Source organism: Hymenobacter cheonanensis, from assembly GCF_030581075.1.
Lineage (GTDB): Bacteria > Bacteroidota > Bacteroidia > Cytophagales > Hymenobacteraceae > Hymenobacter.
Genome location: NZ_JAUQSW010000009.1, coordinates 28923 through 52759, shown reverse-complemented (window position 1 = coordinate 52759; position 23837 = coordinate 28923). Strand labels below are relative to the sequence as shown.

22 protein-coding genes are annotated in these 23837 nt (G+C 62.7%); 13 read left to right on the top strand and 9 right to left on the bottom strand.

Features of this window, described 5'->3' with window-relative positions:
* Positions 1 to 49: 49 nt before the first annotated feature.
* The 5 genes from plsX to Q5H89_RS16505 form a co-directional block, all read right to left on the bottom strand.
* Positions 50 to 991: a phosphate acyltransferase PlsX gene (gene plsX / locus Q5H89_RS16525; protein ID WP_305020447.1), complete on the bottom strand. Its 942-nt coding sequence runs from the start codon at positions 989 to 991 to the stop codon at positions 50 to 52.
* 122 nt (positions 992 to 1113) lie between these two features.
* On the bottom strand, positions 1114 to 1347 hold the full coding sequence (rpmF, locus tag Q5H89_RS16520) for a 50S ribosomal protein L32 (RefSeq protein WP_157562136.1): 234 nt from the start codon (positions 1345 to 1347) through the stop codon (positions 1114 to 1116).
* 59 nt (positions 1348 to 1406) lie between these two features.
* On the bottom strand, positions 1407 to 1946 hold the full coding sequence (locus Q5H89_RS16515; protein WP_305020446.1) for a YceD family protein: 540 nt from the start codon (positions 1944 to 1946) through the stop codon (positions 1407 to 1409).
* A 110-nt stretch (positions 1947 to 2056) separates the two neighbouring features.
* Positions 2057 to 3091, bottom strand: a complete 1035-nt coding sequence (gene pdxA / locus Q5H89_RS16510; protein ID WP_305020445.1) for a 4-hydroxythreonine-4-phosphate dehydrogenase PdxA — start codon at positions 3089 to 3091, stop codon at positions 2057 to 2059.
* A 139-nt stretch (positions 3092 to 3230) separates the two neighbouring features.
* Positions 3231 to 4691: a leucyl aminopeptidase family protein gene (locus Q5H89_RS16505; protein ID WP_305020444.1), complete on the bottom strand. Its 1461-nt coding sequence runs from the start codon at positions 4689 to 4691 to the stop codon at positions 3231 to 3233.
* A 119-nt stretch (positions 4692 to 4810) separates the two neighbouring features.
* Between Q5H89_RS16505 and Q5H89_RS16500 the strand changes: the two genes are divergently transcribed.
* From Q5H89_RS16500 to Q5H89_RS16450, 10 genes are all read left to right on the top strand, one after another.
* A complete protein-coding gene (locus Q5H89_RS16500) occupies positions 4811 to 6472 on the top strand; it encodes a M1 family metallopeptidase (protein WP_305020443.1) in 1662 nt (553 codons plus the stop codon).
* A gap of 202 nt (positions 6473 to 6674) precedes the next feature.
* The gene (locus Q5H89_RS16495; protein ID WP_305020442.1) at positions 6675 to 7229 is read left to right on the top strand and encodes a hypothetical protein; all 555 of its coding nucleotides are present in this window, start codon (positions 6675 to 6677) and stop codon (positions 7227 to 7229) included.
* Positions 7230 to 7391: 162 nt separating this feature from the next.
* Positions 7392 to 8183 carry a 16S rRNA (adenine(1518)-N(6)/adenine(1519)-N(6))-dimethyltransferase RsmA gene (gene rsmA, locus Q5H89_RS16490; RefSeq protein WP_305020441.1) on the top strand — a complete coding sequence of 264 codons (792 nt, stop codon included), beginning with the start codon at positions 7392 to 7394 and terminating at the stop codon, positions 8181 to 8183.
* 43 nt (positions 8184 to 8226) lie between these two features.
* Positions 8227 to 8823 carry a hypothetical protein gene (locus Q5H89_RS16485; RefSeq protein ID WP_305020440.1) on the top strand — a complete coding sequence of 199 codons (597 nt, stop codon included), beginning with the start codon at positions 8227 to 8229 and terminating at the stop codon, positions 8821 to 8823.
* Positions 8824 to 8834: 11 nt separating this feature from the next.
* Complete coding sequence (locus Q5H89_RS16480; protein ID WP_305020439.1) at positions 8835 to 9779, top strand: NAD(P)-dependent oxidoreductase; 945 nt, start codon at positions 8835 to 8837, stop codon at positions 9777 to 9779.
* 184 nt (positions 9780 to 9963) lie between these two features.
* On the top strand, positions 9964 to 10437 hold the full coding sequence (greA, locus tag Q5H89_RS16475) for a transcription elongation factor GreA (RefSeq protein WP_305020438.1): 474 nt from the start codon (positions 9964 to 9966) through the stop codon (positions 10435 to 10437).
* A 131-nt stretch (positions 10438 to 10568) separates the two neighbouring features.
* Positions 10569 to 11411: a nuclease A inhibitor family protein gene (locus Q5H89_RS23300; RefSeq protein ID WP_369810673.1), complete on the top strand. Its 843-nt coding sequence runs from the start codon at positions 10569 to 10571 to the stop codon at positions 11409 to 11411.
* Positions 11412 to 11558: 147 nt separating this feature from the next.
* Positions 11559 to 13202 carry a M28 family peptidase gene (locus Q5H89_RS16460; protein WP_305020437.1) on the top strand — a complete coding sequence of 548 codons (1644 nt, stop codon included), beginning with the start codon at positions 11559 to 11561 and terminating at the stop codon, positions 13200 to 13202.
* 60 nt (positions 13203 to 13262) lie between these two features.
* Entirely contained in the window at positions 13263 to 13634 is a 372-nt protein-coding gene (locus tag Q5H89_RS16455) for a hypothetical protein (protein ID WP_305020436.1), read from the top strand.
* 94 nt (positions 13635 to 13728) lie between these two features.
* The gene (locus Q5H89_RS16450) at positions 13729 to 14559 is read left to right on the top strand and encodes an alpha/beta hydrolase (RefSeq protein WP_305020435.1); all 831 of its coding nucleotides are present in this window, start codon (positions 13729 to 13731) and stop codon (positions 14557 to 14559) included.
* 156 nt (positions 14560 to 14715) lie between these two features.
* Here the strand turns inward: Q5H89_RS16450 and Q5H89_RS16445 are convergent, their stop codons facing one another.
* The 4 genes from Q5H89_RS16445 to Q5H89_RS16430 form a co-directional block, all read right to left on the bottom strand.
* The gene (locus Q5H89_RS16445; RefSeq protein WP_305020434.1) at positions 14716 to 16200 is read right to left on the bottom strand and encodes a DNA/RNA non-specific endonuclease; all 1485 of its coding nucleotides are present in this window, start codon (positions 16198 to 16200) and stop codon (positions 14716 to 14718) included.
* Positions 16201 to 16300: 100 nt separating this feature from the next.
* A complete protein-coding gene (locus tag Q5H89_RS16440) occupies positions 16301 to 17320 on the bottom strand; it encodes an aldo/keto reductase (protein ID WP_305020433.1) in 1020 nt (339 codons plus the stop codon).
* Between the two features lie 251 nt (positions 17321 to 17571).
* A complete protein-coding gene (locus Q5H89_RS16435) occupies positions 17572 to 18888 on the bottom strand; it encodes a hypothetical protein (RefSeq protein ID WP_305020432.1) in 1317 nt (438 codons plus the stop codon).
* A 140-nt stretch (positions 18889 to 19028) separates the two neighbouring features.
* A complete protein-coding gene (locus Q5H89_RS16430; RefSeq protein WP_305020431.1) occupies positions 19029 to 19742 on the bottom strand; it encodes a hypothetical protein in 714 nt (237 codons plus the stop codon).
* A 388-nt stretch (positions 19743 to 20130) separates the two neighbouring features.
* Between Q5H89_RS16430 and Q5H89_RS16425 the strand changes: the two genes are divergently transcribed.
* The 3 genes from Q5H89_RS16425 to Q5H89_RS16415 are packed head-to-tail and all read left to right on the top strand — an operon-like array spanning position 20131 to position 23813.
* On the top strand, positions 20131 to 21498 hold the full coding sequence (locus tag Q5H89_RS16425; RefSeq protein WP_369810672.1) for an AAA family ATPase: 1368 nt from the start codon (positions 20131 to 20133) through the stop codon (positions 21496 to 21498).
* Positions 21499 to 21524: 26 nt separating this feature from the next.
* A complete protein-coding gene (locus tag Q5H89_RS16420; protein WP_305020430.1) occupies positions 21525 to 22028 on the top strand; it encodes a hypothetical protein in 504 nt (167 codons plus the stop codon).
* A gap of 18 nt (positions 22029 to 22046) precedes the next feature.
* On the top strand, positions 22047 to 23813 hold the full coding sequence (locus Q5H89_RS16415; protein ID WP_305020429.1) for a DUF885 domain-containing protein: 1767 nt from the start codon (positions 22047 to 22049) through the stop codon (positions 23811 to 23813).
* Positions 23814 to 23837: the final 24 nt, after the last annotated feature.

The window sequence follows — 23837 nt, the reverse complement described above, 5'->3', positions numbered from 1 at the left end:
GGTGCGTTCCAAACGCAAAAAGCCCGACCATACGGCCCGGCTTTTTGCCCTAGGATTTGAAAGAGTCTTTGATTTGGTCCACGATGCCGGACTGCGCCATCTGGTAGCCCTGCATCAGCATGTTACAGATGGCTAGCGGCGTGCTTACCCCGTGGCCGATAATAGCATTGTCGTTGATGCCCAGGATGGGCGAGCCGCCAATGGTTTCGTAATTTACTTTCTCAAAAAATTCGTCGTTTAGGTTGCGGGCCACCATGATGTCGTACATCGACTCGGCCATTTTCAGCATCACGTTGCCCACGTAGCCATCGCACACAATCACGTCGGCCTTGTCGTTGAACAAGTCGCGGCCCTCGATGTTGCCGATGAAATGCACGTGCGGGTTGACCTTGAACAGCTGGTGCGCGGCCTGGGTGGTTACGGTGCCCTTGCCTTCTTCCTCGCCCAGGCTCATGAGTCCTACCTTAGGGCGCTCGATGCCTAGCACGTAGTGCGCGTAAAGCGACCCTAGCTCGCCAAACTGCTCCAGCATTTCGGGCTTGCAGTCGGCATTGGCGCCCACATCGACCAGGATGCCGTAGCCGCCGGCCAGCTTGGGCACAAAGTTGGCAATAGCCGGGCGCAGCACGCCGGGCACTGTTTTCACCGTAAACATGGCGCCCACCAGCATAGCGCCGGTGTTGCCGGCCGAGCAAAAGGCATCGACCTCGCCGCTGTGCAGCAGGCGGTAGCCCACGGCAATGCTGCTGTCCTGCTTTTGCTGAAAAGCCTTGGTAGGGTGCTCGCCCATCTCGATAACCTGCGAGGCAGGCACCACTTCGAGCAGCGTAGCGCTAGGGCCGTGCTCGAGCAGCAAGGGGCGGATTTCAGCTTCGGGGCCGATGAGGACAACCTGGGCTTTGCCGGCTAGGCGCTGGGCAGCCAGCACGGCACCGGCCACGGCGGCCTGGGGGGCAAAGTCGCCGCCCATAGCGTCGAGGGCAATTTTCATGAACGCGGATAAAGTAGAGAGTCAGCCATAAAAGCGCAGGGCGCGAAACCAAACCGGGCCGGACTGCCAATTTTAAAAGAGCAGTCCGGCCCGATGGTACCGCGAAATAACAACGCTTTCGGCTATTCTTCGTCCGAGCCCGTGTCGCCAGCGGCGGCCGGAGCGGCTACCGAGGTGTAATTTTTGATGGCTAGCTGGCCATTGTGGTACAAATCGCCGTCTACCACGTAGGCTTTGTGGCGCAGGTGCAGCTCGCCCGTGTTGGGGCAGATGGTCACGGCCTTAGGGGTCAGCTTGTGGTGGCTGCGACGCTTGTCGCGGGTGGCGGAGGAGGTCCGGCGCTTAGGATGTGCCATGGTCTTGGTAGGGGGAAATTAAGAGTTAGGAATTAGGAATGATGAATTAGTACAGGGTCCTAATTCAGGTTTTTGAGGGCCGCCCACCGTGGGTCAGCTGGCTCGTCATCGTCCGGGCCTTCGCCTTGCGGGCGGGTCGAGAAGATGAGCTTGGTAGTAGCGTCGGGGTCGTCGTCGGCTTCGTTTTGGAAGCGCGGGTGCAGCTTTTTCATCGGCAGCGCCAACCCGATGTAATCGTACAAGTGCTGAGCAATGTCGAGCGAAAGCGTTTCGGACGTGATTTGCAGCACGTCGTCGTCCAGCTCTTTGGGCTCGTCGCCGTAGCGCACCAGCAAGGTGTTGGTTACGTCCAGCGGGTGGTCGTACTCATCCAGGCTGCGGTCGCAGGTGAGGCGCACGGTGCCTTTGATGTGCGAGGTAATGGTGATAACGCGCTCGGTTTTGTCGAGCGTAATATCGGCGTGCAGGTTGCCATCGGCAATAAACTCGCCCTTGGGGTCGAACTGCTCGAAAAAGGCGCGACCTAGCTCAAACGCGAAGTGGTGCGTTTTAAGCGAGAGCCGGGCGATGGGCAATTCAAATTGCGGGTCTTTTTTCACAGTTAGCCGAATAACGGGGGGCAAAGGTACGGGTTTTTGTTGGCTTTATCAAGCCAATCGGGGGCTAGCGGTTCAGGCTCAGCTTGTTTTTAAAGCGAAGCATATGCTGGCTAGGCCTGGCGCGGGTCGGCAGCGGCTAGCCGGCGGGCGCGCACCACGTCGCAGGCCAGGTACACGGCCGCCCGAAAAGACGAGGCATCGGCCTGAAACTTACCCGCAATGCCGTAGGCCGTGCCGTGGTCGGGCGAGGTGCGCACTACCGAGAGGCCGGCCGTGAAATTGACACCCCGCTCGAACGCCATGAGCTTGAACGGAATCAGGCCCTGGTCGTGGTAGAGCGAGAGCGTGGCGTCGAACTGCCGAAACTGGCCGGTGCCGAAGTAGCCATCGGCCGGGTAAGGGCCGAACACGAGGTGGCCGTCGTGCTCAAACTGCCGGATTACGGGCGTGACCACGTCGCCTTCCTCACGGCCAATCAGGCCGTTTTCGCCGGCGTGGGGGTTGAGGCCCAGCACGGCAATTTTGGGCTTTAAAATGCCAAAGTCATGCTGCAATGACTTGAGCAGCAGTCGAATTTTGGTGCGCAGCAGGTCGCTGGTGAGGCGCGTCGATACCTCCTTGAGGGCGATGTGGCCGGTAGCGGTGGCCACGCGCAGCTGCTGGTCCTCATCGACAAGGAACATGAGGTTGTCGGCCGCGCCGAAGTAGCTGGCCAGAAACTCAGTGTGGCCGGGAAACCGGAAGTCGTCGGCCTGGGTGTTTTCCTTGCTGATGGGCGCCGTCACGATGGCGTCGAGCAGGCCGGCCTTAAGGTCGCGGGCAGCGGCTAGCAGGCTTTCGCGGGCGGCCTGGCCGCTGGCGGGCGAGGGCTGGCCGGGCGTGAGGTGGAAGTCCTCGTCCCAGCAGGTCACGGCGTTGAGGCGGCCAGGGGCAATGTCGGCCGCGTCGCGCAGCTGGCGAAAGGTGAGCGGCTCGGCGTTTTTCTCAAGCGGAAAATCGTCGAAAAGCGCCGTGGCCGTGCCGTACACCACGGGCGTGCACTGCTGCAGCAGGCGCTCGTCGCGCAGCGTTTTATAAATGACTTCGGGGCCGATACCGGCCAGGTCGCCTACCGAAAAGCCGAGGCGGGGGAGGTGTTTGGGCATGATAATGATAAGGCGTCCGTCAGTCGTCCGTCATGCTGAGCTTGCCGAAGCATCTTGCTCGCGTCGTCGAATGAGTGGAGTTAGTGATGCTGGAAAGATGCTTCCTTCGTCAGCATAACAACGATTTAAGGGGCTAGGGCTACTTAGTGAGCTGCTTGGTCAAAAACTCATACAGCAGGCGCACGCCGGTGCCGGTGCCGCCCTTACCGCGGTACGAGTCGGGGGCGGTGAGGAAGGCGGGACCGGCGATGTCGAGGTGCAGCCAGGGCGTGCCCTCGATAAAGCGCTCCAGAAACTTGGCGGCCGAGATGTGGCCCGCGTCGCCCTTGCCGAGGTTGGAGAGGTCGGCGATGTCCGATTTCATGTGGTCGGCGTAGTCGTCCCAGAGCGGAAACTCGACCAGGCGCTCGTGCACGCGGTGGGCGGCGGCCAGCAGCCGGGCAGTGGTTTCGGGGGCGGCGGTGCCCATTACGGCGGCGCCCTCGGTGCCGATGGCGCGCACGGCCGCGCCAGTGAGCGTGGCCAGGTCAATTACCAGCTCGGGGTGGTATTTTTTGGCGAAGCTGAGCGCATCGGCCAAGAGCAGGCGGCCTTCGGCATCGGTGTTTTTGACTTCTACCGTGAGGCCCGAGTGCATGGTGAGCACGTCGCCGGGCACGTAGGCTAGCCCGCCGGGGCGGTTATCGGTGGCCGGCACCAGGCCGATGACGTGCAGCGGCACGTTGTTCTTAGCCAAGGCGTAGAGTGTGCCGCCCACGGCTGCGCCGCCGGCCATATCGCACTTCATCATGTCCATGCTGTTGGGCGTGGGCTTGAGGCTGAGGCCGCCGGTGTCGTAGACCACACCCTTGCCTACCAGCACGTAGGGGTGCTCATTCTGCGCGCCCTCAGGCTTCCACTCCAGAATGCTGAAGGTGGGCGGCTCGGGCGAGCCCAGGTTCACGGCAAGCAAACCGCCCATGCGCAGGCTCTCGATTTTGGCAAAGTCGAGAATCTCAGTATGGTAGCCGGCCTGGTCGCCGGCTTCGGCCAGGCGGTCGGCAAATTGCTGGGCGTTGAGCTTGTTGAGCGGCATATTGACGAGGTCGCGGGCGAAGGCCACGCCGTCGAGCACGTGTTGCAGCGCGGTAGCCTGGGCCTCGGTGGCCGCGTTGCCGACCAGCGTAATGGTGGCTAGCGGGGCGGCCTGGCGCGATTTCTCATCCGTTTTATAGCCTTCAAACTCGTAGGCGGCCAGGAATAAGCCTTCGGCCAGGGCCAGCCCAGCGTCGGGATTATCGCTTAAGTTTTGAATAAAAACTTCGGCGGTTTTTTCTTTTTTCAGGGCGGCTTGCAGTTGGTGGCCGGCCTTGCGCAGGGCTTCGAGCTGCAGGTCAGGGCTAGCCTTTTTTTCGAGCACTACGAAATAGTGCTGGTGCGAAAAGTGGTTGAGGCTGACGAATTTCTGCTCGGCGGCCAGGGCGCTGTCGACGTAGTGGCGGGCCGCGGTGGGCAGGTCGGTGGCGGCGGCCTCGGGTAGCGTGGTGGTGGCCAGCGGCAGGATGAAGACCTGGGTAGACTGGGCCGGCGCGGTGGCGGCGTGGGCGAGCGTGAGCGACATAGGGGAGGGTATAGAGGCGTAACTTTGGCGTGAAGGTATTGTAAAACGGAGTGGCACTCCATTTTAGCGTTAGGTCTGCGCTTAGGAGAAACGGAGTGCCACTCCGTTTTACACCCCCCATGATTCTTCGGAAAACCATGCGGCTGCTGTTGCCGCTCCTCTGCTCGTCGCTGCTGGCTTCGGCCCAGCTCATGCAACCCAAAGCCGCTTTTACCCGCGCCGACTCGCTGCGCGGCGGGCAGCCGGCGGCGCGCACCTGCTACGATATTACGTACTACCACCTCGATGTGAAGCTCGATGTGGCCAACAAGGCCATTAGCGGCACCAACCTGTTCCGCTTCGCGGCCACGCGCGATTTTACGCGGCTGCAATTTGACCTTTTTGCCAACCTGGCGGTGGAGAAAGTGACCTGGCACGGCCGCGCGCTAGCCTTCACTCGCGAGGCGAATGCCGTGTTCGTGACTTTCCCCGAACCCATTAGGCAAGGCACCCGCGACGAGTTTACGGTGGCCTACTCGGGCCAGCCTACGGTGGCCAAAAAAGCGCCCTGGGATGGCGGTATGGTTTTCGCGCAGGATGCCCAGGGCCAGCCCTTTATAGCCACGGCCTGCCAGGGCGTGGGCGCCAGCATCTGGTGGCCCTGCAAAGACCAGCAGGCCGATGAGGTCGATTCGATGCTTATCAGCATTGCCGTGCCGGCGGGGCTCAAAGACGTGAGCAACGGCCGCCTGCGCGGCACCAAAAAGCTGGCCGGCGGCCACACCCGCTACGATTGGGCCGTGACCAGCCCCATCAACAACTACGATGTGGCCCTGAACGTGGCCAACTACGCGCATTTCTCGGATGTGTATCAGGGCGAAAATGGACCGCTAACCCTCGACTACTGGGTGCTGCCCGAAAACCTGGAGAAAGCCAAAAAGCAGTTCGCGGCCAACGTGAAGCCCATGCTCAAGAGCATGGAGTATTGGTTTGGGCCGTACCCGTGGTACAAGGACGGCTACAAGCTGGTGGAGGCGCCGCACCTGGGCATGGAGCACCAGAGCGCCGTGGCCTACGGCAACAAGTACCAGAACGGCTACCTGGGCCGCGACCGCTCGGCCACCGGCTGGGGCGATAAATTCGACTTCATCATCATCCACGAAAGCGGCCACGAGTGGTGGGGCAACAACATCACCAGCAAGGACATTGCCGATATGTGGGTGCACGAAAGCTTCACCACTTACTCGGAAAGCCTGTTTGTGGAAAGCCAATACGGCAAGCCGGCGGGGCAGGAGTATTTGCACGGCCAGCGCCGCAACATCCAGAACGATGGGCCGATACTAGGCCCCTACGGCGTAAATAAGGAAGGCTCAAGCGATATGTACGACAAGGGCGCCAGCCTGCTCAACATGCTGCGCACGGCCCTGAACGACGATGCTAAGTGGCGCGGTATCCTGCGAGGCCTGGGCAAAACATTTTACCACCAAACCGTGACCGGCCAGCAGATTATCGACTATATCAACCGGGAGTCGGGCCGCGATTTCAGCAAAGTATTTGCCCAGTATCTGCAACACAGCGCGTTGCCGGTGCTCGAAATGCGCCTCGAAAAAGGCCAGCTGCTAGGCCGCTGGGTGGCCGCCGTGCCGGGCTTCGACCTGCCGGTGCGCTTGCGCACCAAGGGCGGCGAGTACAAGCTGCTGACCCCCGCCACCAAGTGGGCACCGCTCGACCTGCCCGGCGCCACGCGCGAAACCGTGGAAGTCGATACGTTTAACTATTACGTAGGCGTGCTGGTAGACTAAGAGCGTGTTCGGATTTTCAATTTCCGGGTCATGCTGAGCTTGTCGAAGCATCTCTACCGCCCCGTTGAGCGGCTTTTCAACAAAGCGGTAGAGATGCTTCGACAAGCTCAGCATGACAAAAACTCTGTTTTTTACAATTTCCAAACACGCTCTAAGCAGTTGGCTGAGCAGGCGCCCACTCATTTACTTAGCTGCTAGCCTCATGAGCGAATTCATAATTCGAACGGCGACGGAAGCCGATGCGCCCGCCATTGCCGCGCTGGCCAACCAGCATACCTACCAGCAACTGCCCGAGGCCGAGCGGCGGGGTGGCTTTCTTACGGGCGCGTTCACGGTGCCGGCCCTAGTGGCCATGCTGGCCTCGGTGCCCGGGCAGGTGGTTTATAAAGATGCTGAATTGGTCGGCTTTATCATCAATTCGCGGCTGGCCCCCGAGCGCTACCCGCCGCTGGTGCAGCACATCGGCGCGCTGCTGCCCACGCTGCACTACCACGGCCAGCCGCTGGCCGATTACCGCTGGTTTTTCTACGGGCCGGTGCTGCTGGCGCCGGCCTGCCGGGGCCGGGGCCTGCTGCCCGCGCTGTTTGCCGCCAGCCAGCGGGCATTGGCCGGCCGCTACGAGGTAGGCGTGGCCTTCATCGCGGCCGAGAATGCGGCGTCGCTGCACGTGCACACCCACAAGCTGGGGCTGGCGGTGGTGGGCGAGCTGGAGTTTGGCGGCGCGGCCTATAGTATCCTGGCTTTCGCCGTGCGCTAGGGGCTGGCCGAGCCAGCGCGCCGCCCCAAAGCCCCCGGGCTGCCGATATTTGAGCCAGCTTTCGCCGCCTGGCGAAGGCAGTTGCTCATCAGGCGGTGGGTTTGAGTAGGGGAGGGGGCGTGCCGCCCGCTGCCACGCACGCCGCCGCAGCCCGTTTAGCCCGTGGCCTATCCCGCCGTTCGCCCCAAAAAACACCTCGGCCAGCACTTCCTCGCCGACCCCAACATTGCCCGCCGCATTGTGGAAAGCCTGCGCCTGCCCGATGCCGTGCACGAGGTGCTCGAAATCGGCCCCGGCATGGGCGTGCTCACGCAGTACCTGCTGGAACACAGCGAGTACCAGACCAGCGTGGTGGAGATTGACACCGAATCGGTGGCTTATCTCACCGAGCATTATCCGGCCCTAGCCCCCCGCATTCACGCTACCGACTTTCTGCGGCAAGACCTGGAGGCCATGTTTCCGGGCCAGCTGCTGACTATCATCGGCAACTTTCCTTACAACATCAGCACTCAGATATTTTTTCAGGTGCTCGACAGCCGCCAGCAGGTGCGCGAGGTGGTGGGCATGCTGCAAAAAGAAGTGGCCGAACGCCTGGCCGAGCCGCCCGGCTCCAAAACCTACGGCATTTTGAGCGTACTCTTGCAGGCCTACTACGACATCGAATACCTGTTTACGGTGCCGGCCCACGTGTTTGTGCCGCCGCCAAAGGTCGAGTCGGCCGTGGTGCGCCTCACGCGCAACAAAACGGAGAAATTGGACTGCGACGAGAAGCTGTTCTTCCGCGTGGTGAAGCAGGCGTTCTCGACCCGCCGCAAAACGCTGCGCAACGCGCTGCGGCCGCTAGGCATGTCGGCCGAGACGATGGCCGCCGAGATTTTTGACAAGCGCGCCGAGCAGCTAGGCGTGAGCGATTTTGTGCTGCTGACGAACCTGGTGGCTACCGCGGAGAGCTAAGTAAATGAGCAGGCGGCGCGTGTATTGCCTGACCAGCCTAACAATGGCTAGCCTGGTGCTGGCCGGAGCTGGCGGGCCGATGACACCGGCTTCAGAATCCCTGTTTGGGGGATGCATTGTGTACGAAACCGAGTATCAAACGATGGTAGGCGCGCCACTCTTCTATGCAGTAAAGCCAAAAAGCTGGCTGTATATACAGGGCAACAGCTTCAAAGCGTACGACCGAAAAAAGCAGCTGGAAGAGTTGTACCTCGGTGACAAAAACGAGTTGTATCGGTTTGACAAAGGCCAGGCCGTGCTGGTGCCCGATACTGCCCGGCCCCCGGCCCATAGCGCCCGGACGTGCCTGCTTACTACGGCCACTATTTTAGGCTATCGGTGCCAGCTGCTGCAACTAGTGCAGGGGGGAGTTTCGACCTTGGTTTTCTATTCGCCGCAGCTGCGTATCGAGGCCGAAGGCTACCGCCACTGCCCCGCGCCGGGGTGGTACGAATTGCTGCAAGCCACGGATGGCGCATTGCCACTACGGGTCATCTCCGTAGACATCCAGCACGACATTACGGTGACGCGCGAAGCCATTGAGGTGCGCGCGCTGCCGCTTGCCGCTGCCGATTTTACCCCTGTCGCCCCAGCGCGGTAACTAGTATTTCTATGTCCCTCTGCCTGATAATCGACGATATGCACCCCTCGCTCTTGCCCATGCTCACGAGCATCGGCATCGAGGGCGACTACCAACCCAAGCTCACCCCGGCCGACGTGCCCGCCGCCCTCGCCGCCCGGCCCTACCAGGGCCTCATGGTGCGCAGCAAGATGCGCATTACGGCCAGCCTGCTGGCCCACGGGCCGCAGCTGCGCTACGTGGCCCGCGCCGGGGCCGGCGTCGATAATATCGACGAAGACGCCCTGGCCGCGGCCGGCGTGGTGCTCGTGAATGCCCCCGAGGGCAACCGCGACGCGGTGGGCGAGTTTGCCACCGGCCAGCTGCTGGCCCTGCTGCGCCACACCGTGCGCGCCGATGCCGAGGTGCGCCGCGCCGAGTGGCACCGCGAGGCCAACCGCGGCGAGGAGCTGGGTACCAAAACAGTAGGTATTATCGGCTACGGCCACATGGGCCGCGCCTTCGCTAGGCGCCTTAGCGGCTTCGGCTGCACGGTGCTGGCGTATGATAACGACCCGGCCGTGACTACCGATGGCCACGCCGAGCTGGTGCCCCTGGCCGAGCTGCAAGCCCGCGCCGAGGTGCTGAGCCTGCACTTTCCGTACTCGGCGGCCAATCATCAGTTTGTAAATGAAGGCTTTCTGGCCGGTTTTGCCCATCGGCTTTACTTCGTGAACACGGCCAGGGGTGAGGTAGTAGACCAGGCCGCCCTGGTGGCGCGGCTGCAAAGCGGCGCGGTGCGCGGCGCCGTGCTCGATGTGCTCGACAACGAGAAGCTGGCCACCCTCACGCCCGCCCAGCAGGCCACCTACGACTACCTGCGCACGGCCTCCCAGGTGCTACTCTCGCCCCACATTGGCGGCTGGACGCACCAGAGCTACCAGCGCATCAACGAGGTGCTCGTGGCCAAGATTGAGGCCCTGGGCCTGGAAGCCTGAGACTAGTTGGTTTAACTGCCCCCGGCCGGCGGCCCGCGCTTTTGCTAGCCCCCGAAGCTTGACGCCGGCCGGTTTTAGTGTATCTTTGCCTTACCGATAGGGGAGAACGGCTGGCCGATGTGCCAGCCGTTCTCTTTCTTTTTTACCTGACCCACCCGCTACGCGAACAGTCCTGCATTTTCCTATGGCTACTATCAATTATTACACCCCCGAGGGCCTGCAAAAGCTGAAAGACGAACTCCAGGACCTCAAAGTCCGGGGCCGGGCCAAAGCGGCCGAAGACCTGCGCGAAGCCCGCGATAAAGGCGACCTGAGCGAGAACGCCGAGTACGACGCCGCCAAGGATGCCCAGGGCCTGCTCGAACTCAAAATATCGAAGCTGGAAGAAGTGCTGGGCAATGCCCGCCTCATCGACGAAACCAACATGGATTTTAGCAAGGTGCTCATTATGAGCAAGGTGAAGCTGAAAAACCTGAAGAATAACATGGTCCTCAACTACGTGCTCGTGGCGGAGGAAGAAGCCAACCTGGCCGCCGGCAAAATCTCGGTGAAGTCGCCCATTGGCAAAGGGCTGCTCGGCAAGTCGGCCGGCGACATGGCCGAAATCACGGTGCCCGCCGGCAAGCTCCAGTTCGAGATTCTCGAAGTAGGCCGCTAGTAGCTTAGCTGCCAGCTTGTGCAAACGACAAAAGGCCGCTGAGCGAATCAGCGGCCTTTTGTCGTTATTCGCAGCATATTTCATGGGCTGGGAGCTAGCAGCTAACAGCCAAAAGCTAACAGCTAAACCCAATGCCCTCTATTTTTTCGCGCATCGTTTCGGGCGAGCTGCCCGCCTACAAGGTAGCCGAAGACGCTGACCACCTGGCTTTTCTCGATATTACGCCCCTGGTGGAAGGCCACACGCTGGTGATTCCGAAGCAGGAAATCGACTACATTTTTGACCTCACGCCGCAGGCATTGGCGGCCCTGCACGTGTTTGCGCAGCGCGTGGCCAAGGGCGTGCAGGCAGCCGTGCCCTGCAAGCGCATTGGGGTGGCGGTAATTGGTCTGGAAGTACCGCACGCCCACATTCACCTCATCCCGATGAACAAGGTGGCGGATATGAACTTCGCCAACCCCAAAATCAAGGTGCCCGAGGCGCGGATGCAGGAGCTGGCCACCGCTATTGCGGCCCAGGTGCCCGGCGGCAGTGGCCTGCCCGGTGCCCCGGCCGCCAGCGTGGCCCCGGCCGCCGACCCCAACGATGCCACCCTGGCCCAGCTGCAAAAGCTGACGCAGGGCCTGAATTTCATCAGCGAGTCGGACGCGCCGCTCGAAGCCGTGAGCTACGCCGCCCCGGCCGGCAGCCTGGCCGATAAGCAGCTGCTGCAAGTGCTGGGCGAGCCCGCCGGCGCCAAAGTCGAAAAAATAGACCTGATACCGTTCCTCAGCAACCACACCAGCGACGACGGCGTGACGGGCAGCGTGGCCCTGGCCAACCGCTTCAAGGCCCTGCAAATGTACCTGAAGCAGGAGCTTGATGGCACGCAGGTGTACCGCGTGGGCGCCGGCCCGCAGGTGCACGCCTACGCGCTGGGCCGCGACGTGGCCGGCCGCCTGGCCGGCTTCAAAACCGTGCTCACGACCACGTAGCACCAGCACAGCAGCGCGGGCCGGCACTTTGTGCGCGGCGAGTAAGCAGCGCTGGCCTCAGCTGGCCGCGCCGGCCCGGCTTGCGCATAAAACCGGCGCCCGGTGCAGCTGCGCCGCCAAGTTATTCATATGAAGACAGTTGATTGCATGAGATTTTTAAGTGCAGCGGGCCTGGCCGCTGGCCTGCTACTGGCCCAGTGCGCCCGGGCCCAGGGCATTGACCCGGCGGCGCTGGCGGTGCTGCCCACCGTGCAGCCCGCCGCCCTCGAAGCCCACGTGCGCTACCTGGCCGACGACCGCCTGCGGGGCCGCCTGCCCGGCACGCCCGGCTACCAGCTGGCCGTAGACTACGTGACCGCCCAGCTCAGGCAAAACGGCGTGCAGCCGGCCGGCGACAAAGGCGGCTACACCCAGGCCGTGCGCCTGCGCCGCGCCTTCGTGGAGCCGGGGGCTAGCGCGGGCTACCAACCGGGCAGCGGTGCCGCCCAGCCGCTGGCCCTGGGGCCGGCCATCACGTTTTACCCTAACCCCGGGCAGGCCGAAGTGAGCGTGGCCAGTGCGCCGCTGGTGTTTGCCGGCTACGGTATTTCGGCGCCCGAGCTGCAATATGACGACTACGCTGGCCTCGACGCCAAAGGCAAAGTCGTGGTTATTACCCGGCAGGCGCCGCGCCAGTTTGCCGATAATGAGCGCCAGTACTTTGCCGACCTGCGCACGGTGCTCGAAACCGCTGCCCGCCACGGCGCGCTGGGCGTGCTGCTGGCCGCCGCCCACGCCGAGGCCAGGCTGCCCGAGTTTCCGAAAGGCGTGGTGAGCGCCCTCACGCCCGGGGGGCAGGTGGGCGTGTCGCGCAGCTACGCGCCGGGCTCGGCGCAGCTGGTGGGCAGCATCAGCCCGGCCACGCTGCAGCAGCTGTTTGCCGGGGCTGCCCGCGACACGGGCCAGGTATTTAGTGCCTTGCGCGGGGGCAAGGCCGCGCCGCTAGCCCTGGCGGCCCGAGTAACTGCCCGCTACCGCAGCCGCTACCAGGATGTAGACAGCTACAACGTGGTGGGCAAAATTATGGGCTCGGATGCCAAGCTCAAGAATGAATACGTGGTGCACAGCGCCCACCTCGACCACCTGGGCGTGGGGGCGCCCATCAATGGCGATTCTATTTTTAATGGCGCGCACGACAACGCCACGGGCGTGGCTAGCGTGCTCGAAATCAGCAAGCTCTACGCGAGCCTGAAAACCAAGCCCCGGCGCTCAATACTGTTTGTGCTGGTGACGGGCGAGGAGATGGGCCTGATTGGCTCGACCTATTTTGCTAAATACCCGACCGTGCCGAAGGCGGCGCTGGTGGCCGACATCAATACGGATATGCCCACCATTATTGCCCCACTGCTGAGCGTGGTGCCGCTCGGGGCCGACCATTCGTCGCTGATGCAGCCGGTGAAGGCGGCGGCCGATTACCTGAAGCTGACCATCGAGCCCGACCCCGAGCCGACGCAAAACCGCTTTATCCGCAGCGACCAGTACAGCTTTGTAGTGCAGGGTATTCCGGCCTTACATATCAAGTATGGCAACCGCACGGCCGACGGCAAAAACAACCTCAGCGAAACCGTGCAGAAGTGGCGCGCCGTGACGTACCACAAGCCGCAGGATAACTTCGAGGGCGGCACCTTCGACTGGGCAGCCGGCGCGCAGTACGCCCGCCTCAACTTTCTTATCGGCTACCAGGTGGCGCAGGCTACCGCCCGGCCTAGCTGGAACAAAGGCGACTTTTTTGGGGTGCGGTTTGGAAAATAGCATGCAACGGTTGGCAAGCTAAGCAGCTCTCTTACCGGGGCTTCTGTTATTTTTCCGCCTATGAAAAGATACGTGTTTCTGCTAGGCCTGCTTGCGGCCGGATGCCAGAAGGACAGCGACCTTGCACCCGACGCCAAAGCGGACGATGAGTTCGAAATAGAAACGCAAGGCACCAATCGTGACTGCGGCATTGCGCAAGTGTATGTGAAAGACGCGGCCCGGATGCAACAGCTGCTAGGCCGCGCCCCCTACGCGCCCATCTACACCGCCACGCAGCTCGATACGGCGCTGTGGGTGAGCAGGAAGCATACACTGTATGTGCGCGTGCGCAAGCCGGAGCCGCGCGAGGCGGTAATTTGCACGGCGATGGGGCCTGGCTACCAAATGTTTGTAGTCACGAGTGCCCGCCTTAAACCAGTGGGTGGGCAGTAGGGCCCGGCAAGATGCAACGCCCGCGCTAGCAGGCAGTCTATACAAGAAGCCAGGGGCTAGTACCCTGGCTTTTTTCGCGCTTTACTCATTTTTTATGGTTCGCGCCCTACTGTTTTGCCTGGCGCTGCTCACTGCCGGGCCCGCCCTTGCCCTCAAGCCCGCCGCCAAGTGGTGGGCTAAGCCCACCACGCTGGGCCTCAGCTACCGGCAGCTGGAGCTAACCACCGCCGACCACGTGAAACTGGTGGCCTGGCTGATTGAGCCCGCCGCCAAGGCCACCGACCGGCACACGACAATGGTAGTGGCCGGTGGCGACGCGGGCAACATGGCCGGCAGCCTCTATACGGCCTGGGCGCTGGCCGAGGCGGGCTACCGCACGCTGCTGTTCGACTACCGGGGCTTTGGCCACAGCCAGGCTTTTACTATCGACGCCCAGCGGCTTTACTACGAAGAATTTGCTCTCGACCTGCGCGCCGCCCTGGCCGAGGCACGGCACCTGGCGCCGCACGACCAGGTGGGCATTCTGGGGTTGTCGATGGGCGGTATTGTGGGGTCGGAGGTAGCGGCCCGCGCCAGGCCCGACTTTCTGATAACGGAGGGCTATCCCGGCAACCTGACCACTATTGTAGCCTACCAAAAGGCCACCCGCAACCACACCGTGACGCTGCCCGCCGAAGCCGCGGCCTACCCACAGGTGGCGGCCCGCGTGCGCTGCCCGTGGCTGCTCATTGCCGGCACCCAAGATAAAAATACTCCCCTGGCCGACTCGGCTGCCGTGGTGCTGGCGGCCCGCCGGGGCCAGCGCCGCCAGCTACTGGCCGTAGACTGCGGCCACCTGGGAGCCCAGGAGAAGCTGACCGAAAAGCTCTTTGCCGAAGGCTACGTGCGCGCCATCGGCCACTTTTTGGCGGGCGGGAAGGCCTGAGGCTAGCTAGCAGTAGGCCTTGCGCCGCCTCTCGTACTGGCCGCCGTGCAGAAGCTTTTAGGTGTTGCCGCGCCCGCCAGGGCGCTGCCAGGCGTAGCTGCGCCTGCTGCTAGGCCCCGCCAAAGCCGACCTGGCGGGGCCTGGGCAGCTACGTGGCTAGCGCCGCTCGGCGGCCCGGCCGCTGTCCACTACCTTTTGCAGCTGCGCCTGGGTAGCGGCGGGTAGCGCACTCAGAATATCGAGGCCCGAGGCCGCTTCAATGGCATCGACGGAAGTCAGATACTGCGTCCACTGCGGGCTAATGCTGTTGTCGTTGGGCGTGTCGATGGCCACTACGCGGGCCTGGCCGGCGGCAATGCGCTGGAGGTCGTTGTTGCCTTCGGGTAGGAACACCACCACTTTCCAGATGTGGGCGGGCACGGTCACGCGGCCCTGGTCGATGGTTTGGGCAGGGCCGTTTTTGCCGGTGCCGCCGCGGCCGTAGCTGCCCATAATCACGTAGGCTTCCTGGCCGTTTTCGACCTGGGCGCGGGTGTATTCTTCGAGGTGGGCCCAGGTTTGCTGGTTGTTCTGGGGCGCCTGGGGCACCATGTTGCTCATCAGAAAAGTAGCCGAGTTATCGTCGAGCGCGGCGGTGCGGTCGCCGCTCGGGCAGTTGTGGCCCTTGTCGAAGCCCGAGCCGGCGTAGCTCTGCGGCGACACCTGGTAAAACTGCCGGGGCAGGCCGGGGTCGGCCCGGAAGTCGTTCTGGCGCGGAAAATTCTTGGTAATATCGGTGCGGCCCACGTGCCAGCTCGTCCAGACCGGGATGCCGCGCTGGGCGTTGTAGCCGGTCGTGAATTGCGGCCGGGTGAGTAGGTAGTTGGTAGTATTGCTAGGGTCTGACGTGGCACCGCTAGGGTTGCCGAGCAGTAGGTTGTCGTTGTCGGAGGTGGCGCCGGCAGCACCGGGGGCTTGGCGGCTGGGCGTGGTAGCGGTGGGATTAGCCGGAGTGGTGGCCGGCTTGTTTCGGTTTTTAAAATAGTCGTCCGTGGTAGGCGAGGGGCTAGCGACCGGGCGACTAACCGGCGCAGCCGTCACCGCGCCAGTGGCCGTTTCAAGGCTGATGTCATCGAGGTTGAGTCGATTCTTGCTGGCGTCAGTCTTGCGGATTTCCAGGCGCAGCGGCTCGTTGGCTAGCCCCGCAAACAGCGACGGGCGCAGGCTGGGGCCAGTGGCCGTTTGGGGCTGGCCGTTGCGCTGCCAGGTGCGGCCGTGGTCGCGGCTCACCCACAGCTCCCACGTACTGGGGCCATCGTTGCCGTAGGCTGCCGAGAGGATGGTGATTTTGCGCACCCCGGCCGGCGCGTCAAACTGCATGGTGAGCCGGCCGCCGGTGCGCAGGCGGGCGGCGTGCTCGCCGTCTTTGTGGTCTTGCTCGGTGCTGCCAATGAGGCCTTCGGTAAACAGCCAGGGGCCGGTAGCCAGGGCCACGTCGGCGGTTTCATAGGCGCCTTTGCTGCCGGTTTCAAAGGTTTCGGGGAAGGCCCCGGCGGGCACCTGGCGGCCGGCGGCGGGGCTAGTGGCGGTAGCCTGGGAGTCGGCCGAGGGCTGCGTGCAGGCCAGCAGCGCCGGCAGCACCAGTAAAGTGTAAAAACGCATGGGGCGAAAGTAGCAGCCGCTAGGGCAAGAAAACGCAAAAAGGCCCGCAGCACTGCCGCGGGCCCTTTGCAGTAGCCAAAATCCAGGCCAAGTGCCCAGCTTACGCCTGGCGGTCGCCCTTCGTGAAGTCCAGCATCCAGCCGGGGTACTCGGGCGCGAGCTTGCTTACCGCGTCGAGCTGCTGCAACTCTTCGGGGGTAAACTGCACGTCTACGGCCGTGAGGTTGTCGTCGAGCTGCTCCATTTTCTTGGCCCCGATGATAACGGTGCTCACCACCGGCTGGTGCAGCAGCCAGGCCAGGGCCAGCGCGGCCACGGTACTGCCCTTGGCCTCGGCCAGCGGCTTCAGCTTATCGATGATGTCGAACGCCCGGTCCTTGTTCACGGGCGGGAAGTCAAAGTTGCTGCGGCGGCCGTCGCCCTTCTCATTTTCGCGGGTGTACTTGCCCGAGAGGAAGCCGCCGGCCAGCGGGCTCCACACCATGAGGCCCACTTTCTCGGCCAGCAGCAGCGGCACAAGCTCGCGCTCCAGGTCGCGGCCGGCCAGGGTGTAGTAGGCTTGCAGCGAGGCGTATTTTTCGAGGTGCTGGTAGTGCGAGGTATCCAGCGCTTTTTGCAGCTGCCAGGCGGCCACGTTGCTAGCCCCGATGTAGCGCACCTTGCCCTGGCGCACGAGGTCATCGAGGGCGCGCAGGGTTTCCTCCCAAGGCGTGAGCGGGTCGAAGCTGTGGGTTTGGTAGAGGTCGAGGTAGTCGGTGTTCAGGCGCTTGAGGCTGGCCTCGGCCTGCGCCATAATGTGCTTGCGGGTGAGGCCGGCATCGTTGGGGCCGTCGCCCATTTTGCCGCGCACCTTGGTGGCCAGCACGAGGTCGTCGCGCTTCAGGCCGAGGTTGCGGATGGCCTGGCCGGTTATCTCTTCCGACTGGCCCTCGGTGTACACGTTGGCCGTATCAATGAAGTTGATGCCCGCCTCAACCGAGCGCTTGAGCAGGGCATCGGCCCCGGCCTGGTCGACCCCGCTGATGGCGCCGAAGCGCCCGCCGCGCGTGCCAAAGGTCATGGTGCCCAGGCACAGCTCGGATACTTTGAGGCCGGTATTGCCTAGCAGGTTGTATTTCATCGGAAAAGGAAGATAGTGCGGGGTGATAAGCGGGGCCAGGGGCGTATTGTTTGCGCGGTGATGGCCGGCGAATAGTCGGCGCGGGGCTCGGCCCCGTACCGACTATTCGCCGGCCTCTGGCCCGCACCGCCTGGCTAGCCAAACAGGCCGCGCAACGACCGCAGGCCAGGGCCCTGCTACTAGTTAGCACGGGGCAGCGCCCCGCGCTATCAACGAACGTTTTAGCCCACCTAAATAGTAAGCATAGGCGATTAATACAGCTTGAACAGCGGCTTCACATTGCCCAGAATCTCCCCAAACCGCTCGGAAGCCCTGGCCTGCTGATACGTTTCGGCGGCGGCTTTGGCGCGGGCGGTTTCGTCGGCAATCACTTTGGTGGCGCGGTCGGCCTTGATGAGGCCATCCTGCTGGCCCTGGGCAATGGCCGCCCGGATGGCGGCGCTGTACTGCGCCGTGATGACGGGCAGGCGGTCGGTGAGGCTCTGGAGCTGGGCGGCGAGCTGCACGGCGGCCTCGGCCGAGTTGTTGGCCGGCGTGAGGTAGCCGTCGGGGTCCAGGATATCGCCCTGGTTTTGGGCCCGGGCAAACGACTGGTCGAGCGAGGCAAAGCGCGCCCCCAGGTTGCTGGCCACGTAGTTGCTCATGTGGCTGATGTTGCCCACGTCGAGCGTGTTGGTAGCCGGCTGGCCGGCGGGCGGCGCCGTGTAGTAGGCCGAAATATCCTCCTGGTAGGCCACTAGCTGGGTGTAGGGCCGGTAGAGCTGGCTGAGCTGGTGTTGCAGCACAATCAGCTCGTTATCGAGCGTGAGCAGCGAGGTCTGGTTATCGGCCCGGGCGGCATCGAGGGCCGAGAAAAAGTTGAGCGTCGGGCGCAGGCCATTCTCAATAATTTTCACCTGCTCGGGCGTGAAGCCGTCGCTGCTGAGGCTGCTGGCGCGCACGCTGCTCAGCAGCTCGCCCACGGCATTGAGCATGGGCCCCACGGTGGGCAGGGCCGTCACGTAGGTGCTCTGGCTGAGGTGGGCGGCCAGGTCCACGAGGCGGCGGCCCTTGCTCTTATCCACGGCCTTGTTGGCCACGAGCGTTTTGGTGTAGTCGACCAGCGAAATGCCGAGCGGATTGCTCTCGGTGGGCGAGCTAAGGGCGGCCTGCTCGTTGGCATTGCGCAGGGCCTGGGTGAGGGCGCGTAGCTGCGTGAGGCGGCTGTGGCACACCAGCAGCAGGTCGGCGGTGGCGCGCACGTTGTTTTTGGCCAGGGTAAAGCGCGTGCTGCGGCTGAGCTGCTGCCCGGCCAGAAAGCTGCTGAAGCGCCCCCCCAAATCGGAATACATGCGCTGCTGCTGGCGGTAGGCCAGGCGCAGGCTGTCTACGCGCCGCGTAAGCAGCAGCACCGTGGCCTGCGCCTGGGCGGTGGCGTCGTCGGGGCCGGGGCGCGGGGGCGGCAGGGGGGCCAGGGCGGGCGTGGCAAGGGCCGCCGGGGCAGTAGTTTGGGCATAAGCCCGGCCCGGCAGCACCAGGGCCATTGCCAGGCCCGCAAGCAGTGGCCGGCAGGCAGCAGTACGATACATCGGAAACAAGTTTTTTCGGAAGAAACGAAGGTAGCCCAGGTCCGTGGCCGGCCCATGAAGCCCGGCTAGCCCGCTGCCTAACAAAAAAGGAGCCACTGCGCCCGCAGTGGCTCCCGAAGCGGCGGGTGGCCCCGCGCCGGCTAGGCCGCCGTGGCCGGCTTGGGGCCGGCGCTCACGGCCGCGCCGGGGCGGTCTACCACCTGGCGGGCGGCCACCACGCGGGCGTAGAAAGCGGGGGCGCGGCGCTCGTACTTGCGCAGCTGGCGCATAAGGCGGTCTTGCAGCAGCGTGCCCAGCTCGGCAAACTCGGCGCGCAGGCTGGCGCGGGCCGTTTTGCCGTCGATGATGGCTTCGCGGGGCGCGGCTTTGAGGGCGTCGAAGGCGGCCAGGGCATCGGCCAGCTCTTGCAGGCGGGCGTCGGTGAGGTCGTAGTCGGCTTGCAGGGCTTTGCGGTGCTCGGGGCCGCTGGCCGCGTTGTAGAGGGCGGTGGCCGCATCGGTGAGGCGCGAGCCGCGCAGCTTTTCGAAATCGGCCTGGCTGTAGTCGGCCACGGCTTGCAGGGCGGTATTGCGCTGCTCGTCGGCGTAGGCAAATACGTCGCCGGCGATTTCGGCCGCCACCAGCGCCAGGTGGGCGCGGGCCTGCTCCTTGCCGCTGGGCTGGCCGGCTACCTTGGCCAGGGTGGCGCGCTGGGCCTGCTGGCGCAGGGGCAGCATGGTGGCAATAAGCTCGGCCAGGCGCTGGGTCACGGCTTGCAGGGCCTTGTCGGTGGCGTAGGGGCTAGGGTCGTGTTGCAGGGCGGCGAGCAGGGTTTCGGCGGCGGTGAGGCGGTTGTCTTGCTTGGCAGTGAGCATAAGAGGGAAAAGGAAATGGATTGGAAAAAAGGCGAGGGTGCGGCAGCCCGCGATTAGGACGAAACCCAGCGAAACTTGGATTCGGAGCCCCGCGGCGTTAGTGCGGAAGAGTGGAGCGACAGGCCGGCCCGTTGGGGCGGCGGGGCGGCTGCCTGGTCAATAGGGCCGGCCAACGGGGCGGCGGGTCAGCTGCCTGCGTCGGCAGTGCGGCCGGCCGGGGCAGGGGTGCGGGCCGGTGGGGCGGCAGCGAGGGAGCGTAGAGCCGGGGTGCGGGAAACATGGGCCGCTAGTTACGCCGAAATGCTGAAATATGTTAAAGCAAAAGTGCTTGGCAATTGCGCCGCTTAGCGGGTAGGTGCTTGCGGCAGCCAGCCCCGTACTTTGCCGCATGGCTACCAAACGCACCGCTACCCCGCCACCCCCCGCGGCCCCGGCCCGCCCGCCCTACATGCTCATCGAAGAAATTCGGGTGCAGGGCTACAAGTCCTTGGTAGATGCCACGCTGCACGTGCGGCCCCTCACGCTGCTGGCCGGCACTAATAGCTCGGGCAAGTCGAGCATCATGCAGCCGCTGCTATTAATTAAGCAGACGATGGAAGCACCGTATCAGCCGGCCGGCGCGCTGGTGCTGGATGGCGCGCACGTGCAGGCGGAAACGGCGGGGGAACTGGTAAGTAAACTAAGCAAGGAGAAGTTCTTTACATTAAAATTTGTTGGTAAAAATGTGTTTAAGAAAAAGGAATTCCCAACCAATAGTATGGAATTAACCTATGGTAATCATGATGGTGTATTTAAAATTTTATCCCAAACAAATTCCTTTAAAAAGAACGAATTTGTTATAAATCCCAATTCAGCACCTGATGAAATTAGGGCGCAGTTTACCGCTGATTTTGAAAAGGAAGTTCAAATAGATAAAAAGTTAACAGGGACAGTGCAGTTTGAGGGCGGTATGCTCAATTTGCGTTTTGCTAATTCTAAGGGTGAGCAACAAAAAACGCTCTTATTTTCGGTGACTGTGGCGACAATTCTTGGGGCACTTATGCACATACCTGGCTTACGTAGCATTCCAAAACGTGCATATCCAGCAACATTTTTTCGTGACCAAATAAAAGGTACTTTCGACCTCTACTCCGCCGGCACAATTAGCCAGTGGCAGCAGGAAAGTAACACCGAAGCTCTAGCCCAATTAAACGACTCTCTCCAACGCCTGGGCCTCACCAATACCGTCACGGCGAAAGTGAAAAATGCGAACGAAGTAGAGCTAAGCGTGAACCGCCTGCCCTCGGCTTCCAAGGCCAAGCCGCGCAAAGCCGATATGGTAAACATTGCCGACGTGGGCATCGGCGTGTCGCAGGTGCTGCCGATACTGGTGGCGCTCATTGCGGCGCAGGAAGGGCAAATCGTGTACGTGGAGCAGCCTGAGCTGCACCTGCACCCCCGCGCCCAGGTGGCAATGGGCGAGCTGCTGGCCGAAGCCGCCAACCGGGGCGTGCGCGTAATTGTGGAAACGCACAGCAGCCTGCTGCTGCTGACGGTGCAAACGCTGATTGCCCAGGGCAAAATTGCCAATACCGACGTAGGTTTGCACTGGTTTACCCGCGATGCGAAAGGGGCTAGCCAGGTGCAATACGTAGTGCCCGACGAGGACGGCGCCTACGGCGAATGGCCCGAGGATTTTAGCGAGATAGAATTAAAGGCGCAGGATGCCTACCTCACGGCGGTGGGCCTGCGGCAGTTTGGGGAGGCCGCTAAATGAGGCTGCCTGCAAACTCGCGTCGCATTGTGGTAGATACCAACGTGGCTTTCTCAGCTAGCAAGAGCATAAGCCCGCTTTCGGAGGCGTGCCGGCTGGTATTAGAGACAATGATGATGAAACAGCATCGGGTCGTACTGTCTGCAACGCAGTATTGGGAATGGCAGAAGCATCAGTCAGGCTATTCTAAAGCTTGGTTGGCGCGAATGATAGCCAAAAAGCAACACGTAGTATTGACCCCTGAACCGGATAGTGGGCTCACCGACCGCATCTATCGATTAGACTGCGCAGATAAGACCCGTGCCGAAATTTTGAAGGACGTGCATTTATTGGAAAATGCCTTAGCTACCGACCACGCGGTAGTTTCGCAGGAAACCAACGTGCTGGCTTTGTTTATTGCCCACGCGCAGCCGCTCCAAATACCCCGCCCGGTGGCATGGGTAAATCCGGCAGAAAATCCCGCAGTCTGCATTGCCTGGCTGGAAAAGGGGGCGGCTACCGATGCGGTTCCCTTCGTGCCAGCCGGTATTTAATTTCACAAAACGTCACCCATGAAACTCCGCTACCTGCCGCTGCTGGCGCTGGCCCTGCCGGCCTGCACCAGCCACCCCGATAAAACTGCCGCCGGCCAGGCGGCCGCCACGCCCGCCGATGCGCGGTTCGACCGCTTCAAAAATCAGTTTATCCTCGATTTGTGGAAGCAAAACCCCGACTATGCCTCGTCGCAGGGCTTTCATAACTACGATTCGCTGCTGGTGATACCTAACGACGCGCAGCGCCGCAGCGATGCCGCGTTTGTGGCTAAAAGCCTGGACGCGCTAGGGGGCTTTGCGCTCGATAGCCTTTCGCCCAACAACCAAATCGACTACCACCTGCTCGCCAACGAGCTGCGTAGCCAGCGCTGGTATACCGATACGCTCAAGAGCTGGCAGTGGAACCCGGCCAGCTACAACCTGGGCGCCAGCGTGGGCGATTTGCTTAATGGCCGCCACTACAAGCTGGACCGCCGCCTGCGCAACATCTCCGACAAGATTGCCCAGGCTGGGGCTTACTACGCCGCTGCCCAGGCCAATAGCAGCAACCCAACGCTGGAACACCTGGAGCTGGGCGTGCAGCAAAACAAGGGGGGCCTAGCCGTGTTCGGCCCCGCGCTGGCTGATTCGGTGCGGAAATCGGGCCTGAGCGCCGCCGAAAAGCAGCTGCTGACGCAGCGCGTGGCGGGGGCACAGCAGGCAGTGCAGGGCTACCTCAATTTTTTGGACAAGCAAATAACGGGCACCAAGGTTTTTCGCTCGTTCCGCATCGGCAAGGCACTTTTCGACCGCAAGTTTGCGCTCGATATTCAGTCGCGCTACTCGGCCGAGGAAGTATTCAGGCTAGCTCAAAAGCACAAGGCCGACCTGCTGCACGACATGGGCCGGCGGGCGGCGCGGCTCTTCCCGAAGTACTGCGCCGGCCGGCCCATGCCCACCGATACGCTGGCCCTCATCCGCCAGGTTATCGACCAGCTGACGCTGAAGCACGCCCCGCGCGAGGGCTTCGTGGATGCCGTGAAGCGTCAGATTCCGACCCTCACCAAGTTTGTGAACGACCACGACCTGCTGACCCAGGACCCCAGCAAGCCGCTGGTGGTGCGCGAAACGCCGCTTTATATGCGCGGCAGCGGGGCGGGGGCCAGCGTGAGCGCGCCCGGCCCTTACGACAAAAAAGCCAACACCTACTACAACGTGGAGCCGCTGCCGCCCACCTGGACGGCCGCCCAGGCCGAGAGCTACCTGCGCGAGTACAACGACTATACCTTGCAGATTCTCAACATCCACGAGGCCATTCCGGGGCACTACACCCAGCTGGTGCACGCCAATATGTCGCCCTCGCTGGTGAAAAGTATCTTTGGCAACGGCGCCATGATTGAGGGCTGGGCCGTGTACTCGGAGCGCATGATGCTGGAAAGCGGCTACGGCAACAACTCGGACGAAATCTGGCTGCTGTGGGACAAGTGGAACATGCGCTCGACCCTGAACGCGGTGGTCGATAACCTCATCCAGACCCGGAACGCCAGCGAGGCCGACGTGGTGCGGCTGCTCACCCGCGAGGGCTTCCAGGAAGAGGCCGAGGCGCGCAATAAATGGCACCGCGCCACCCTGAGCCAGGTGCAGCTCAGCTCGTACTTCACCGGCTACACCGAGATAGTGGCCCTGCGCGATGAGGTGAAAAAACGCGACGGTAGCAGCTTTAATCTCAAGAACTTCAACGAGCAGTTTCTCAGCTACGGCTCGGCCCCGGTCAAGTACATTCGCGAGCTTATGCTGCGCCGCTAGGCCGTAGCTTTGCCAGCCAAACCT

What these genes read in the sequence shown, in the direction of transcription:
- Q5H89_RS16435 (WP_305020432.1), bottom strand. Translation starts at nt 18,888, where the DNA reads ATGTATCGTACTGCTGCCTGCCGGCCACTGCTTGCGGGCCTGGCAATG.
- Q5H89_RS16445 (WP_305020434.1), bottom strand. Translation starts at nt 16,200, where the DNA reads ATGCGTTTTTACACTTTACTGGTGCTGCCGGCGCTGCTGGCCTGCACG.
- Q5H89_RS16485 (WP_305020440.1), top strand. Translation starts at nt 8,227, where the DNA reads ATGGCTAGCCTGGTGCTGGCCGGAGCTGGCGGGCCGATGACACCGGCT.
- rpmF (WP_157562136.1), bottom strand. Translation starts at nt 1,347, where the DNA reads ATGGCACATCCTAAGCGCCGGACCTCCTCCGCCACCCGCGACAAGCGT.
- Q5H89_RS16430 (WP_305020431.1), bottom strand. Translation starts at nt 19,742, where the DNA reads ATGCTCACTGCCAAGCAAGACAACCGCCTCACCGCCGCCGAAACCCTG.
- Q5H89_RS16505 (WP_305020444.1), bottom strand. Translation starts at nt 4,691, where the DNA reads ATGTCGCTCACGCTCGCCCACGCCGCCACCGCGCCGGCCCAGTCTACC.
- pdxA (WP_305020445.1), bottom strand. Translation starts at nt 3,091, where the DNA reads ATGCCCAAACACCTCCCCCGCCTCGGCTTTTCGGTAGGCGACCTGGCC.
- plsX (WP_305020447.1), bottom strand. Translation starts at nt 991, where the DNA reads ATGAAAATTGCCCTCGACGCTATGGGCGGCGACTTTGCCCCCCAGGCC.
- Q5H89_RS16450 (WP_305020435.1), top strand. Translation starts at nt 13,729, where the DNA reads ATGGTTCGCGCCCTACTGTTTTGCCTGGCGCTGCTCACTGCCGGGCCC.
- Q5H89_RS16440 (WP_305020433.1), bottom strand. Translation starts at nt 17,320, where the DNA reads ATGAAATACAACCTGCTAGGCAATACCGGCCTCAAAGTATCCGAGCTG.
- Q5H89_RS23300 (WP_369810673.1), top strand. Translation starts at nt 10,569, where the DNA reads ATGCCCTCTATTTTTTCGCGCATCGTTTCGGGCGAGCTGCCCGCCTAC.
- Q5H89_RS16495 (WP_305020442.1), top strand. Translation starts at nt 6,675, where the DNA reads ATGAGCGAATTCATAATTCGAACGGCGACGGAAGCCGATGCGCCCGCC.
- Q5H89_RS16415 (WP_305020429.1), top strand. Translation starts at nt 22,047, where the DNA reads ATGAAACTCCGCTACCTGCCGCTGCTGGCGCTGGCCCTGCCGGCCTGC.
- Q5H89_RS16500 (WP_305020443.1), top strand. Translation starts at nt 4,811, where the DNA reads ATGATTCTTCGGAAAACCATGCGGCTGCTGTTGCCGCTCCTCTGCTCG.
- Q5H89_RS16455 (WP_305020436.1), top strand. Translation starts at nt 13,263, where the DNA reads ATGAAAAGATACGTGTTTCTGCTAGGCCTGCTTGCGGCCGGATGCCAG.
- Q5H89_RS16480 (WP_305020439.1), top strand. Translation starts at nt 8,835, where the DNA reads ATGTCCCTCTGCCTGATAATCGACGATATGCACCCCTCGCTCTTGCCC.
- Q5H89_RS16460 (WP_305020437.1), top strand. Translation starts at nt 11,559, where the DNA reads ATGAGATTTTTAAGTGCAGCGGGCCTGGCCGCTGGCCTGCTACTGGCC.
- greA (WP_305020438.1), top strand. Translation starts at nt 9,964, where the DNA reads ATGGCTACTATCAATTATTACACCCCCGAGGGCCTGCAAAAGCTGAAA.
- Q5H89_RS16425 (WP_369810672.1), top strand. Translation starts at nt 20,131, where the DNA reads ATGGCTACCAAACGCACCGCTACCCCGCCACCCCCCGCGGCCCCGGCC.